The sequence below is a fragment of the Streptomyces sp. NPDC020801 genome (assembly GCF_044334385.1).
Classification (GTDB): domain Bacteria; phylum Actinomycetota; class Actinomycetes; order Streptomycetales; family Streptomycetaceae; genus Streptomyces.
Genome location: NZ_JBIRST010000007.1, coordinates 153267 through 167888, shown reverse-complemented (window position 1 = coordinate 167888; position 14622 = coordinate 153267). Strand labels below are relative to the sequence as shown.

Sequence of the window (14622 nt, the reverse complement as noted above, 5' to 3'; positions counted from 1 at the left end):
TGGGACATGGGTCACGCCGTCGGACCGGGTGGGCCGGGAACCGTCAGCCGCGCCGCAGCGCGAACCACAGTTCCATGCGTACGTCGGGGTCGTCGAGGTCGGCGTCGAGCAGGGTGGCGCAACGGGCGATCCGCTGGCGGACGGTGTTGCGGTGCACCGCCAGGGCGACCGCGGTGCGGTCCCAACTGCCGTGCAGGGAGAGCCAGGTGCGCAGCGTCTCGGTGAGCGCGGGCACCGCGGCCACGGGCGCGAGGAGCGCGCGGGCGTGCGCGTCGGCCTCCTCGGGCGGGAGCAGGCCGGTGAGGCCGGGGCGGGCGCCGTGCCGGAGCAGGGCGGTGCGGGTGGCACGGGCCCGGGCCAGGGCGCGGGCCGCCTGGGTGTCGGCGGCCGGCCAGTCGCCCGGGGCGACGGCGGCGCTCACGCCGAGGGTCCAGCCGGGCTGCGGCGCCGGTTCGCGCTCGGCGGGGACGAGGACCCGTACGACACCGTCCGCGAGGTCGACCAGCGCCGAGCCCAGGGCGGCGCCGAGCGCCGAGGCGGCCACGGCGTCCGGGGCCTGTGCGTCCGGCCGCGCGTGCACGACGACCCACCGCCCGGACCCGAGCAGCGGGGCCACCTGCTCGGGCGGGGCGCCCAGCAGCAGCCGTACGAGCGCCGAGGAGCGGGCCGCTCCCGTGGCGCTCTGGTGCTCGCCGGTCAGGAGGGAGAGCAGTACGGCGGCCACGGACGCGATGGTGTGGTCGCCGGGGTCGCGGTGCGGAGCGGCGACGGCGAGCACGAAACCCTGGCCGGTGCCGAGGGCGTACGCGGCGAGATGGGTGCCGGCGACCGTGTCGGTGGCGGAGGAGGGGGCGGGCCGGGCGGCGGCCGCGGTGGTGCGGGCGGACTGGGCGGCGGCCGCGGTGGTGCGGGCGGACTGGGCGGCGGCCGCGGTGGTGCGCGCGGGCCCCGTGGCGGAAGAGGCGGCGGGTCGCGCGGCGGTGGTGTGCGCGGGCCGGGTGGCGGTGGTAGCGGCAGGCGCCGGGCCCGCGGTGGTGGTGGGGGCGGTTGCCGGGCCCGCGGTCGTGGTGGTGGGCCGTACCACCGCCGCGAGCCCGGCGAGCGCCTGCCGCACCTGCTGTGTGTGCTCCCGGCCCGCCGCGGCGATCTCCGTGCCGTCGGGCCCGTACAGCACCGCCCGGCCCGTCACCCGCTGGGCGAGCCGGCGCAGGACCGAGGGCACGGGGTCCGGGCGGGCGGCCGCGGCGGCCAGGCTCTGCTGGGCCTCGGTGACCCGGCGGAGTTCGGCCAGGCGGGCCTGGGCCATCAGCTGCCACACGGCGCGGGCCACGCCGGAGAAGGTGGTCTGCGGCGGGACCTCCAGCAGCGGCAGGCCGTACGCGTCGCAGGCCGCCACCAGGGCGGGCGGCACCGTGTCGTACAGCGGCGCCAGGCCGAAACCGAGGGCCGCGCCGCCCGCCGCGACGATCCGGGAGACGTAGTCGCCGAAGTACGTGCTCGCGGGGTCCGCGACCGCCGTCCGCGGGACGTGCACGCCCGCCGTCAGCAGCAGCTCGCCGCCCAGCAGGTAGGGGTAGGGATCGGACATCTCCGAGGTGTGCGCCCAGTGGATCACGGTGTCCCGGTCCGCCGGACCCGCGATCCGGCGCAGGGCGAGGTCCTCGCGGGCCAGCAGTGCCGACAGCGGGACCGGTGGGGTCGGTGGGACCGCCGGTGCGGATGACATCGATGAGTCCGGCACGGTGTGCGTTCCCTCCATCCCGTCCCTCTCGAATGGATGAAACGTACACTTCGCAGCCGCTTTCCGGCCACCTAGTGTCAAGTCCGGACCGGCAGCCGCGGGTACGGGCGGATGTCCCCGCGAGCCGCTGCCGGCGTCCTGCCCCGGGCAATGCACACGACCTTGCACGACACGCCACCGGAATGTGCGCGAAGGAGGGCCCCACATGGCCGTCGACTACACAGTGATCGTCGTCTATCTGGCCGGCATGCTGGCCATGGGCTGGTGGGGCATGCGCCGCGCCAGGTCCAAGAGCGAGTTCCTGGTGGCGGGCCGCCGCCTCGGACCCGCGATGTACTCGGGCACCATGGCGGCGATCGTTCTCGGCGGCGCGTCCACCATCGGCGGCGTCGGCCTCGGCTACAGGTACGGCCTCTCCGGCGCCTGGATGGTCTTCACCATCGGCCTCGGCCTGCTGGCCCTGTCGGTGTTCTTCTCGGCCCGCATCGCCCGGCTGAAGGTCTACACCGTCTCCGAAATGCTCGACCTGCGCTACGGCGGCCGGGCGGGCGTCATCTCCGGTGTCGTCATGTGGGCGTACACCCTGATGCTCGCCGTCACCTCCACCATCGCCTACGCCACGATCTTCGACGTCCTGTTCGACATGAACCGCACGGTCGCGATCATCCTCGGCGGCTCGATCGTCGTCGCCTACTCCACCCTCGGCGGCATGTGGTCGATCACGCTGACCGACATGGTGCAGTTCGTCGTGAAGACCATCGGTGTCCTGCTGCTCCTGCTGCCGATCGCCGTGGTCAAGGCGGGCGGCTTCAGCGAGATGAGGGCCAAGCTGCCGACCCCGTACTTCGACCCGCTGGGCATCGGCGGCGAGACGATCTTCACCTACGTCCTGATCTACACCTTCGGCATGCTCATCGGCCAGGACATCTGGCAGCGCGTGTTCACCGCACGCAGCGACAGGACCGCCAGGTGGGGCGGCACGGTCGCCGGCACCTACTGTCTGGTCTACGCCCTGGCCGGCGCGGTCATCGGCACGGCGGCCAAGGTGCTCTACCCGAACCTGGGCAGCGCCGACGACGCCTTCGCGACCATCGTCAAGGACGAACTGCCCATCGGGGTGCGCGGACTGGTGCTCGCCGCCGCGCTGGCCGCCGTGATGTCCACCTCCTCCGGCGCGCTGATCGCCTGCGCGACCGTCGCCGACAACGACATCTGGTCCCGGCTGCGGGGCGTCGTCCGCCGCGCCGAGGACACGCACGACGAGGTGAGGGGCAACCGCGCCTTCGTTCTGATCATGGGCCTGGGCGTGATCGGCACCGCGATCGTGCTCGACAACGTCGTCGAGGCGCTCACCGTCGCCTACAACCTGCTCGTCGGCGGACTGCTCGTGCCGATCCTCGGCGGGCTGCTGTGGAAGCGCGGCACCGTGCAGGGCGCGCTGGCCTCCGTGATCGTCGGCGGCCTCGCGGTCATCGGCCTGATGGCGGCCTTCGGTGTCCTCGCCAACGAGCCCGTCTACTACGGACTGCTGTCCTCCCTGGCCGCCTACGTCGCCGTCTCCCTGGTGACCCGGCCGACCGACGAGGCCGTCCTCACCGCCTGGCGCGAGCGCCTCGCCGGGCAGATCCCCGAACTCGTGTCCGAACCGGTCCCGGCTCACCAGTAGAGTCGTATGGAAAGCAGTACATGCGCGACGAAGCGCAGGAAAGAAGGCATTTCATCATGAGCAGCAACGAGACGCCCCGCGGCCCCGTCGACTCCTCCCGCGTGCCGCGGTACGCCGGCCCCGCCACCTTCGCCCGGCTGCCCCGCCTCGACGAGGTCGGCACCGCCGATGTCGCCGTCGTGGGCGTGCCGTTCGACTCCGGCGTCTCGTACCGGCCGGGCGCCCGCTTCGGCGGCAACGCCATCCGCGAGGCGTCCCGGCTGCTGCGCCCCTACAACCCGGCGCAGGACGCCTCGCCCTTCGCCCTCGCCCAGGTGGCCGACGGCGGCGACATCGCCGTGAACCCCTTCAACATCAACGAGGCCGTGGAGACCGTCGAGGCGGCCGCCGACGACCTGCTCGGCACCGGCGCCCGTCTGATGACCCTGGGCGGCGACCACACCATCGCGCTGCCGCTGCTGCGCTCGGTCGCGAAGAAGCACGGCCCGGTGGCCCTGCTCCACTTCGACGCCCACCTCGACACCTGGGACACGTACTTCGGCGCCGAGTACACGCACGGCACGCCCTTCCGCCGGGCGGTGGAGGAGGGCATTCTCGACACCGAGGCGCTCTCCCACGTCGGCACCCGCGGCCCGCTGTACGGCAAGCAGGACCTCACCGACGACGAGAAGATGGGCTTCGGCATCGTCACCTCGGCGGACATCTACCGGCGGGGCGCCGACGAGGTGGCCGACCAGCTGCGTCAGCGCATCGGTGACCGCCCGCTGTACATCTCCATCGACATCGACTGCCTCGACCCCGCGCACGCGCCGGGCACCGGCACCCCGGAGGCGGGCGGCATGACCTCCCGCGAACTCCTGGAGATCCTGCGCGGCCTGGCGTCCTGCAACCTGGTGTCGGCGGATGTCGTCGAGGTGGCGCCGGCGTACGACCACGCCGAGATCACGTCGGTGGCGGCCTCGCACACCGCGTACGAACTGACCACCATCATGAGCCGCCAGATCGCGGCGGCCCGCAACGCGTAACTCCTGTAGGGGACCGAGCCCAAGTGACTCACGACCACGACCTGGTACTCCGCCCGACGCCCGCACAGACGGAGGCCGCGCTGAACCCCCCACCGGGCCGCAACGGCGGAGACCTGGTCGTGGAGACCCTGACCGGGCTCGGCGCCACCACCGTCTTCGGCCTGCCCGGCCAGCACGCCCTCGGCATGTTCGACGCGCTGCGCCGCTCGGACCTGACGTACGTCGGCCTGCGGGTGGAGAACAACGCGGGCTTCGCGGCGGACGCCTACGGCAGGATCACGGGCGAGGCGGCCCCGCTGCTGCTGTCCACGGGCCCGGGGGCGCTGACGTCCCTGGCCGCCCTCCAGGAGGCCGCCGCCGCCTCCGCCCCCGTCCTGGCGATCAGCAGCCAGATCCCGACCGCGGGCCTCGGCGGCGGCCGCCACGGCTACCTGCACGAACTGGCCGACCAGGCGGCCTCGTTCAGGGGCGTGGTGAAGTCGGTCCACACGGTGCGCACCCAGTCCCAGATCCCCTCAGCCATCGCGGCCGCGTGGAAGTCGGCGCTGACGGCTCCGCACGGCCCGGTGTGGGTGGAGATCCCGCAGGACGTCCTGCTGGACCGCACCGGCCTGCCGGTGGTGACGGCGGTGGACGCGACACCGGAGGAACTGGCCCCGCGTCCCGAACTGACGGCGGTGGCGGCCGACCTGCTGTCGAAGGCGGCCCGTCCGGCGATCATCGCGGGCGGGGGAGTGGTCCGGGCGGACGCGTCGGGCAAGCTGCTGGCGCTGGCGGAGCGGCTCCGGGCCCCGGTGGTCACGACCTTCGGCGGCAAGGGCGCCTTCCCCTGGGAGCACCCGCTGTCGTTGCAGTCCTGGCTGGAGGACCGCCACACCACCGACTTCCTGGAGGACGCCGACGTCCTGCTGGTGGTCGGCTCGGGCCTGGGCGAACTCTCCTCGAACTACCACACGTTCAAGCCGCGCGGCCGTGTGGTCCAGATCGAGGCGGACCTCGGCAAGCTGGAGTCCAACCACCCGGCGCTGGGCATCCACGCCGACGCCCGCCTGGCGTTGCAGGCGCTGCTGGAGACGGTGGCGGAGCGGGCGGACGAGGACGCGGCGACCCGCGTGCGGGAGGTCCTGGCCAAGGTCCGCGACCGCCTCGCGTCCCAGGAACTCACCCTGGAGCAGGACGTGCTGGCCTCGGTCCGCCGCGCGCTGCCCGCCGCCTCCCCGTCCTTCTGGGACATGACGATCCTGGCGTACTGGGCCTGGTCGGCCTTCGACGCCCAGGGCCCCAACACCATGCACTCGGCCCAGGGCGCCGGCGGCCTCGGCTACGGCTTCCCCGCGGCGCTCGGCGCGGCGGCCGCGGACCCCACCCGCCCGGTCCTCGCGGTCTCGGGCGACGGCGGAGCCCTGTACTCGATCGCCGAACTGGCCACGGCCCGCCAGTACGACCTGAACGTCACCTGGCTGATCGTCGACGACGGCGGCTACGGCATCCTCCGCGAGTACATGACCCACGCCTTCGGCCGGCCCACCGCGACGGAACTCACCCGCCCGGACTACGTGGCCCTCGCCGAGTCCTTCGGGGTCCCGGGAGTCCGTACGAGCCCCGGCACCCTGGAGGCCGACCTGGCGAAGGCCCTTGCCGAACCGGGGCCGTCGGTGGTCGTGCTGCCCGTGGTGCTGCGGATGTTCGCGCCGACGCACCTCGGCTGACGTCCGACGGATCCAGGCGGTGGAGCGTCGGCCGGCCGCTCTGCGAGGAGGAGGCGCTCTTGCCGTACGCGCTCTCCCTCACCGCCGTGCCGTGCCGCTGCACCCAGGCCGTGACCCCGGAGGCGACGCCGTTGTTCCCCCTCCGGGGCCACCGCCCGTGCCGCCGAGCCGGACAGGGTGCAACTCGCCGTTGTGCACCAGTTCCCTGAGCCCGGCGAGGGTCATCGCCTTGTCGGTGCGGCCGTGGCCGGGTGCCGGCGGACGACGCGCACGACCTGCGTCAGGTGCGCGGTGAGTCCCTGGACGGTGCCGTCGCCCGGGCAGGCGCGGCCCGCGGTGTCGAAGGCCTGGGCGAGTCCGGTCTTCGGCTGACACCCACTCTGGAAAGCGTGAGCACTGGGCAGGCGAACGGCGCTCAGACGCTCGAACGAGCGACATGGGTACAGCGAGGGCTGGGATGCTCACGCCTTTCTTGGGGGGGACCTGGGGGGAGACGGTAACGACTGATCAAACCTTCGCCGTTCGTACAACCATTCCAGCGGACCCAGGCGTCAACTGGGCATGACTCACTGGATAACCCGACGTGCCAGAGCGCTCGCGGCGGTCGGCCTCGGCGCCGGGATGCTCGTTCCCTGCGTGGCCGCCGCGACGCCCGCCGCGGCCACCACCCCGACGGTCAGCTGCACTTCCGGCAACGCGGGCCTGGCCGCCAAGCTGCAGAAGGACATCACCGCGGCCATGGCGGGCCGCACCGGCACCATCGCCGTCGGTCTGCGCGACCGCAGCACCAACACCACCTGCACACTGAGGGAGTCGACCGCCTACGACTCCGCCAGCGTCGTCAAGGTGACCGTGCTCGCCACACTGCTCTGGGACGCCAAGCAGCACAACCGCTACCTCACGCAGACCGAGGCCGACCTGGCCAAGGCCATGATCACCCAGTCGGACAACAGCGCGACCTCCACCCTGTGGAAGCAGTTGGGCGTGTCGAAGGTGCAGGGCTTCCTCACCGCCGCCGGCATGACCCAGACCAAGCCGGGCGCGGGTGGCTACTGGGGCCTGACCCAGATCACCGTGCGCGACGAGCAGAAGCTGCTCGGCCTGATCACGGCGAAGAACTCCGTGCTGAGCGACAACTCCCGCGCCTACATCCTCAAGCTGATGAGCCAGGTCATCTCCTCGCAGCGCTGGGGCACGCCCGCCGGGGCGCCGTCCTCCGTCGCCGTGCACGTCAAGAACGGCTGGCTGCAGCGCGCCACGCACGGCTGGCGGGTGCACAGCGTCGGCACCTTCAACGGCGCCGGCCACGACTACATGATCACGGTGCTCACGCAGGACAACAGCACCATGGACTACGGCGTCACCACCATCCAGAACATCGCGAAGGCCATCCACAAGGACCTCGTCCCCACCACGACGAGCACGACGCTCTACACCCCGACGACCTCGCCCAAGGAGGCCTTCGTGGCGGTGCCGCCCACCGGCTGACGCTTCATGGGGAGGTGTCCCCGGTCACCCGCGCGTCCTACGGTGACGCTCATGCGCCTGAGAACCGTACTCGCGACCCTCACCGCCGGCCTGGCGGCGGCCACCTGCCCGACCGCAGGGCCGGCCGCCGCCACCGCCGACACGGCCCGGAACCACGCCTGTTCGCCCACCGTCTCCCTCGACCGCTTCTCCGACGCGCTGGACAAGACGACGTATCAGGGCACCTTCGTCGGCAACCTCTCCGCGCTCGCGGTGGACCGGGACGGCTCCCTCGCCGCGCTCTCCGACCGCTCGTCGCTGTTCGGCCTGGACCGCACGACTCTCCGGCCGGGGAACGCCGTCCGGCTCGCCGACGAGACCGGCGCCGCGCTCGACTCCGAGGGCCTGGCCGTGGACCGCGACGGCAGCCGGCTGGTCACCTCCGAGACCGAGCCGTCCGTGCGCCGCTATTCGCGCGACGGCCGCATCCTCGACCGCCTCCCGGTACCGTCCTCGCTCCTGGTCGCCCCGGCCGGCCGCGCCACCGCCAACCAGACCCTCGAGGGCCTCACCCTGCTGCCCGGCGGCCACACCCTGCTCGCGTCGATGGAGGACGCGATCTCCGGCGACGCCGCAGGCATCGTCCGCTTCCAGACGTGGCGGCGGACCGGGGACGACGGCCACTTCCGGCTCGCCGCCCAGTACGCCTACCGCACGGACGACGGCCTCGGTGTCGCCGAGGTCCAGGCCACCCCCGACGGCCGCCTGCTGGTCCTGGAGCGAGGCTTCACCTCCGGCGCCGGCAACACGGTCCGCCTCTACCTGGCCGACCCACGGCACGCCACCGACACCCGCGGCATCGAGAACCTCACCGGTCGGAACGGCGTCCGCGCGATCAGGAAGACCCTCCTCACCGACATCGCCTCCTGCCCCTCTCTCGGCGCCACCGCCAAGCAGCCCCAGCCGAACCCACTCCTGGACAACATCGAGGGCATGACGATCACCGGCGGGGCGAGGGGCCGCCTGAGGGTGGTGCTGGTGAGCGACGACAACCAGAGCGCGGTGCAGACGACCCGCTTCTATTACCTGCGAGTACGTGCGTGATCGCTGCGGAGGGATGAAATCCGCTGCCGCGCGCGTTGGTGCCTTCCGGCAGGGCAGGACGAAAAGAAAAACGGAGGGCACCCGCGTGAGCGCGCAACGGGGATGGGCACGGCGACTGGCCGGATACGCCTGGCGGTATCCGAAGGACGTCGTCCTCGCCCTCGGCTCCTCCCTCGCCGGCATGGCCGTCATGGCGCTGGTCCCGCTGATCACCAAGGTGATCATCGACGATGTGATCGGCAACCACAGCCGTGCCATGGCCCCCTGGGCCGGTGCCCTGATCGGCGCCGCGCTGCTCGTCTACGCCGCGGCCTACGTCCGCCGCTACTACGGCGGCCGGCTCGCCCTCGACGTCCAGCACGACCTGCGGACGGAGATGTACGGGACGATCACCCGGCTCGACGGCCGCCGCCAGGACGAGCTGTCCACCGGGCAGGTGGTCGGCCGCGCCACCAGCGACCTCCAGCTGATCCAGGGCCTGCTCTTCATGCTGCCGATGACCATCGGCAATGTGCTGCTCTTCCTGATATCCCTGGTGATCATGGCCTGGCTGTCGCTGCCGCTGACCCTGGTCGCCCTCGCCGTGGCCCCCGCGCTCGGCTGGATCGCCCGCCGCAGCCGGACGAAGCTGCACCCGGCCACCTGGTACGCCCAGGCGCAGGCCGCGGCCGTCGCCGGTGTGGTCGACGGGGCCGTCAGCGGCGTACGCGTGGTGAAGGGCTTCGGGCAGGAGGAGCAGGAGACCGGGAAGCTCCGCGAGGTCGGGCGGCGGCTCTTCGCCGGGCGGCTGCGCACGATCCGGCTGAACGCGAGGTTCACCCCGGCGCTCCAGGCCGTCCCAGCCCTCGGCCAGGTGGCCATGCTGGCGCTCGGCGGCTGGCTGGCGGTGCGGGGGCACATCACGCTCGGCACCTTCGTCGCCTTCTCCACCTATCTCGCCCAGCTGGTCGGCCCGGTGCGGATGCTGGCCGTGGTGCTCACGGTCGGGCAGCAGGCCCGCGCGGGCACCGAGCGCGTCCTGGAGCTGATCGACACCGAGCCCACGCTCACCGACGGCAGCAGGGAGCTGCCGGCCGACGCGCCCGCCACCGTCGAGTTCGACGACGTCGCCTTCGGCTACGACCGCGCCCCCGGCAGGACCGGCCCCGTCCTCGAAGGGCTCAGCTTCGAGATCCGCGCCGGCGAGACCCTCGCCGTGGTCGGCTCCTCCGGCTCCGGCAAGTCAACGGTCTCCCTGCTCCTGCCGCGCTTCTACGACGTCACCCACGGCGCCGTCCTGGTCGGCGGGCACGACGTGCGCGAACTGACCCTGGACTCGCTCAGGGCCGCGATCGGCCTGGTGCCCGAGGACTCCTTCCTCTTCTCCGACACCGTCCGCAACAACATCGCCTACGGCCGCCCCGACGCCACCCAGGAACAGATCGAGGCCGCCGCCCGCGCCGCCCAGGCGGACCGTTTCATCGCCGAGCTGCCCGAGGGCTACGACACCAAGGTCGGCGAGCAGGGCCTGACCCTCTCCGGCGGTCAGCGCCAGCGCGTCGCGCTCGCCCGCGCGATCCTCACCGACCCCCGTCTGCTCGTCCTCGACGACGCCACCTCCGCCGTGGACGCCCGCGTCGAGCACGAGATCCACGAGGCACTCAAGCAGGTCATGGCCGGCCGTACCACCCTGCTCATCGCCCACCGCCGCTCCACGCTCAACCTCGCCGACCGCATCGCAGTGCTCGACGGCGGCCGTCTCGCCGACATCGGCACCCACGACGAACTCCAGGAGCGCTGCGCCCTCTACCGGCGCCTGCTCACCGACCCCGACGAGCTCGGCGGCGTCTCGCCCGGCCACACCCGGCCCGCCGTCCCGCTGGAGGACACCACCGTCCGGGAGGAGCTGGACGCCGAGTTCGACGCCGAGCGCGGCATCACGCCCAAGCTGTGGGCCGGGGAGCGCGAGCCCAGGGACCCGGCCATGGACGGCATGCCCGCCACCCCCGGACTCCTCGCCCAGGTCGAGGCCCTGCCGCCCGCGGCCGACACCCCCGACATCGACGAGGACCGCGCCCTGCGGCCCGAGGACTCCTACGGCCTGCGCCGCCTGCTGCGCGGCTTCGGGCTGCCCCTCCTCGTCAGCCTCGCCCTGGTCGCCGTGGACGCCGGCATGGGCCTGCTGCTGCCCGTCCTGATCCGGCACGGCATCGACCAGGGCGTGACGAAGACGGCCCTCGGCGCCGTCTGGTCGGCCTCCCTGCTCGCGCTGCTCACCGTCCTCCTGCAGTGGTCGGCGCAGTTCGGCGAGACCCGGATGACCGGCCGCACCGGCGAGCGCGTCCTGTACTCGCTGCGCCTGAAGATCTTCGCCCAGCTCCAGCGGCTCGGCCTCGACTACTACGAGCGCGAGCTGACCGGCCGGATCATGACCCGGATGACGACGGACGTCGACGCCCTGTCGACGTTCCTCCAGACGGGCCTGGTCACGGCGTTCGTCTCCGTGGTCACCTTCTTCGGCATCATGGTCGCCCTGCTGGTCCTCGACGTGGGGCTGGCGCTGGTCGTCTTCGCGACCCTGCCGCCGCTGATCGCGGCCACCTTCTTCTTCCGCCGGGCCAGCGTGAAGGCGTACCAGCTGGCGCGTGAGCGCGTGTCGGTGGTCAACGCCGACCTCCAGGAGTCGGTGGCCGGGCTGCGGATCGTGCAGGCGTTCCGGCGTGAGGGGGACGGCGGGCGGCGGTTCGCCGAGCGCAGCGACAGCTACCGCCAGGCCCGCATCCGGGGCCAGTGGCTGATCTCCGTCTACTTCCCCTTCGTGCAGTTCCTGTCGTCGGTCGCGGCGGCCTCGGTGCTGATCGCGGGCGCGGGCCGGGTGGAGGCGGCCACGCTGACCACGGGCGCCCTGGTGGCGTACCTGCTCTACATCGACCTGTTCTTCGCCCCCGTCCAGCAGCTCTCCCAGGTCTTCGACGGCTACCAGCAGGCGACCGTCTCCCTCGGCCGCATCCAGGAGCTGCTCCAGGAGCCGACTTCGACGAAGTCCGCCGACCAGCCCCTCGAAGTCCCCTCCCTGCGCGGCGAGATCGCCTTCGAGGACGTGCACTTCGCGTACGGCGCCGCCGACGCGGGCGACGCGGCGCTGACCGGGATCGACCTGCACATCCCCGCCGGGCAGACCGTCGCCTTCGTCGGCGAGACCGGCGCGGGCAAGTCGACCCTGGTCAAGCTGGTGGCCCGGTTCTACGACCCGACCCGCGGCCGGGTGACCGTCGACGGCACGGATCTGCGGGCGCTGGACCTGGCTGCGTACCGTCACCGGCTCGGAGTCGTACCGCAGGAGGCGTACCTCTTCCAGGGCACCGTCCGCGACGCCATCGCCTACGGCCGGCCCGGCGCGACCGACGCCGAGGTGGAGGCGGCTGCACGGGCGGTCGGCGCGCACGAGATGATCGCCACGCTGGAGGGCGGCTATCTGCACGAGGTCGCCGAGCGCGGCCGCAACCTGTCGGCCGGTCAGCGCCAGCTCATCGCCCTCGCCCGGGCCGAGCTGGTCGACCCCGACGTGCTGCTGCTCGACGAGGCGACGGCCGCCCTCGACCTCGCGACCGAGGCGCAGGTCAACCGGGCCACCGACCGCCTCGCGGGCCGCCGTGCGGCTCTCCCGTCGCCCGACCGCCACCCCTCGAACGGTTACGCGCGCACCACCCTGATCGTCGCCCACCGGCTGACGACGGCCGCCCGTGCGGACCGGGTCGTGCTGATGGACCACGGCCGGGTGGCCGAGGACGGCACGCACGAGGAACTGCTCGCCCTCGAAGGGCAGTACGCCCGGCTCTGGCGGACCTTCGTCGGCGCGCCCGAGCCGGAGGAACCGGTCAGCGCGTCCCGCTGAGCCCGGCGGGGGCAACCATTCGGCGTACGTCTGCGTCCGTACATCCGTACGCGTGTAGGGCCATGCATGTGTCGCAAGGGGAGGGACGATCGTGGACAGTGGTGCGATACGCCGGCGGCTGGGGCTGGGCCTGGCCGTGCTGACCGGAGCGGGGCTGATGGCGCTCGCCGTGCCCGGCACGGCACAGGCGGCGGCCTCCACCTGCTCCGGCCGCGAGGTCAAGACGCTCCCGTTCGACACCGGTTCCGTCCACGTCTACAGGAGCGACGGGTACGTCTGCGCCCTCACCACGCCCGACCACCCCGGCCGCAAGCAGTCGATGTCGGTCACCGTGCAGGCCCGCGGCAACCGGCCGGTCACCGACCAGGGCCGCTACTCCTACCACGCGGGCCCGGTCGTCGTGCACGCCGGTCACCGTTGCGTGCGGGTCTCCGGATCGGTCGGATCGGGCTCGGTGCACAGCGGCTGGATCCTGTGCTGAAGCACTGAAGCCTCCCCGGAATATCCCCGACTCCCCTGGTGTGCAACCGAGTTGCTCCGATAGCTTCCGGCGCACATCTGTCTCACAGGGGAGTGTGCATGCGCAAGGCGCTCAGATGGCTGCTCGCGCTCGCGGTGTTCATCGGCACCATGAGCACGGCGGGGGCGGCCACCGCCGCGGCCCGGCCGGAGGCCACGAACACCACCGCGGGCAGCAGTGACACCGACATCAAGGACCGGCTCCTGGCCATCAAGGGCATGAGCCTGATCGAGGAGAAGCCCTACCCCGGCTACCGCTACTTCGTCCTGGACTACACCCAGCCGATCGACCACCGGCACCCGTCGAAGGGCACCTTCCAGCAGCGGATCACCGTGCTGCACAAGGGAGTCGACCGCCCGACGGTCTTCTACACCAGCGGGTACAACGTCTCCACCAACCCCGGCCGCCGCGAGCCCACCCAGATCATCGACGGCAACCAGGTCTCCCTGGAGTACCGCTTCTTCACGCCGTCCCGGCCGGACCCGGCCGACTGGTCCAAGCTCGACATCTGGCAGGCGGCGAGCGACCAGCACCGCGTCTTCGAGGCCCTGAAGACGGTCTACTCGCACAAGTGGATAGCCACCGGCGGCTCCAAGGGCGGCATGACGGCGACCTACTACGAGCGTTTCTACCCGCGCGACATGGACGGCGTGGTCGCCTACGTCGCCCCCGACGACGTCGTCAACGACGAGGACTCCGCCTACGACCGCTTCTTCGCCACCGTGGGCACCAAGGAGTGCCGCGACCGGCTGAACGCCGTGCAGCGCGAGGCGCTGGTGCGCCGCGAGCCGCTGGAGAAGAGGTACGCGCAGTACGCCGCCGACCACGGCTACACCTTCACCACCATCGGCAGCCTGGACCGGGCCTACGAGGCGGTCGTCCTCGACTACGTGTGGGGCTTTTGGCAGTACAGCCTGCTCAAGGACTGCGACACGATCCCGGCCGACGCCGTGAACGCCACGGACCAGCAGATCTGGGACTCCGTCGACGCCGTCTCCGGCTTCCAGGCCTACACCGACCAGGGCCTTGAGACCTACACGCCCTACTACTACCAGGCGGGCACGCAGTTGGGCGCGCCGACGATCCACTTCCCGTACATCGAGAAGAACCTGATCCGCTACGGCTACCAGCCGCCGCGCAACTTCGTGCCGCGCTCCATCGCGATGCGTTTCCAGCCGTACGCGATGCGGGACGTGGACACCTGGGTGCGCCACCACGCGCACCACATGCTCTTCGTCTACGGCCAGAACGACCCGTGGGGCTCGGAGCGCTTCCGCCTCGGCCACGGCGCACGCGACTCCTACGTCTTCACGGCGCCGGGCCTGAACCACGGCGCGAACGTCGCGGGCCTGGTTCCGGACGAGAAGTCGCTCGCCACGGCGAGGATCCTTCAGTGGGCCGGTGTCGCCTCCCCGGCGGTGGCCGCAGACCCGTCGGCGGCCAGGCCGCTGGCCCGCTACGACGCGAAGCTGGACGTGCAGGACGTGGAGCGGGAGCCGGCGCTGAGGCCGTGACC

At 72.3% G+C, this 14622-nt stretch carries 9 protein-coding genes; 8 read left to right on the top strand and 1 reads right to left on the bottom strand.

Annotated features, from left to right (window positions below; all coding sequences use genetic code 11):
* Positions 1 to 43: 43 nt before the first annotated feature.
* Positions 44 to 1726, bottom strand: coding sequence for a PucR family transcriptional regulator (locus ACH4UM_RS16805; protein ID WP_398179042.1), 1683 nt, complete (start codon positions 1724 to 1726; stop codon positions 44 to 46).
* 220 nt (positions 1727 to 1946) lie between these two features.
* Between ACH4UM_RS16805 and ACH4UM_RS16800 the strand changes: the two genes are divergently transcribed.
* The 8 genes from ACH4UM_RS16800 to ACH4UM_RS16765 all read left to right on the top strand — a co-directional run bounded on the left by ACH4UM_RS16800 (position 1947) and on the right by ACH4UM_RS16765 (position 14620).
* Positions 1947 to 3407 (top strand): sodium:solute symporter, encoded by a 1461-nt coding sequence (locus ACH4UM_RS16800; RefSeq protein WP_398179040.1) that lies wholly within the window; start codon positions 1947 to 1949, stop codon positions 3405 to 3407.
* A 56-nt stretch (positions 3408 to 3463) separates the two neighbouring features.
* Positions 3464 to 4432 carry an agmatinase gene (gene speB, locus ACH4UM_RS16795; protein WP_398179037.1) on the top strand — a complete coding sequence of 323 codons (969 nt, stop codon included), beginning with the start codon at positions 3464 to 3466 and terminating at the stop codon, positions 4430 to 4432.
* A 23-nt stretch (positions 4433 to 4455) separates the two neighbouring features.
* Entirely contained in the window at positions 4456 to 6141 is a 1686-nt protein-coding gene (locus tag ACH4UM_RS16790) for a thiamine pyrophosphate-binding protein (protein WP_398179034.1), read from the top strand.
* Positions 6142 to 6702: 561 nt separating this feature from the next.
* Entirely contained in the window at positions 6703 to 7629 is a 927-nt protein-coding gene (locus ACH4UM_RS16785; RefSeq protein WP_398179031.1) for a serine hydrolase, read from the top strand.
* Positions 7630 to 7680: 51 nt separating this feature from the next.
* Positions 7681 to 8712: an esterase-like activity of phytase family protein gene (locus ACH4UM_RS16780; protein ID WP_398179028.1), complete on the top strand. Its 1032-nt coding sequence runs from the start codon at positions 7681 to 7683 to the stop codon at positions 8710 to 8712.
* 85 nt (positions 8713 to 8797) lie between these two features.
* Positions 8798 to 12586, top strand: a complete 3789-nt coding sequence (locus tag ACH4UM_RS16775) for an ABC transporter ATP-binding protein (protein ID WP_398179025.1) — start codon at positions 8798 to 8800, stop codon at positions 12584 to 12586.
* A gap of 91 nt (positions 12587 to 12677) precedes the next feature.
* Positions 12678 to 13067: a hypothetical protein gene (locus ACH4UM_RS16770; protein WP_398179022.1), complete on the top strand. Its 390-nt coding sequence runs from the start codon at positions 12678 to 12680 to the stop codon at positions 13065 to 13067.
* A gap of 98 nt (positions 13068 to 13165) precedes the next feature.
* Entirely contained in the window at positions 13166 to 14620 is a 1455-nt protein-coding gene (locus ACH4UM_RS16765) for a S28 family serine protease (RefSeq protein ID WP_398179019.1), read from the top strand.
* Positions 14621 to 14622: the final 2 nt, after the last annotated feature.

Coding starts and splice junctions, on each gene's coding strand:
- ACH4UM_RS16800 (WP_398179040.1), top strand. CDS start 1,947: ATGGCCGTCGACTACACAGTGATCGTCGTCTATCTGGCCGGCATGCTG.
- ACH4UM_RS16805 (WP_398179042.1), bottom strand. CDS start 1,726: ATGTCATCCGCACCGGCGGTCCCACCGACCCCACCGGTCCCGCTGTCG.
- ACH4UM_RS16785 (WP_398179031.1), top strand. CDS start 6,703: ATGACTCACTGGATAACCCGACGTGCCAGAGCGCTCGCGGCGGTCGGC.
- speB (WP_398179037.1), top strand. CDS start 3,464: ATGAGCAGCAACGAGACGCCCCGCGGCCCCGTCGACTCCTCCCGCGTG.
- ACH4UM_RS16780 (WP_398179028.1), top strand. CDS start 7,681: ATGCGCCTGAGAACCGTACTCGCGACCCTCACCGCCGGCCTGGCGGCG.
- ACH4UM_RS16765 (WP_398179019.1), top strand. CDS start 13,166: ATGCGCAAGGCGCTCAGATGGCTGCTCGCGCTCGCGGTGTTCATCGGC.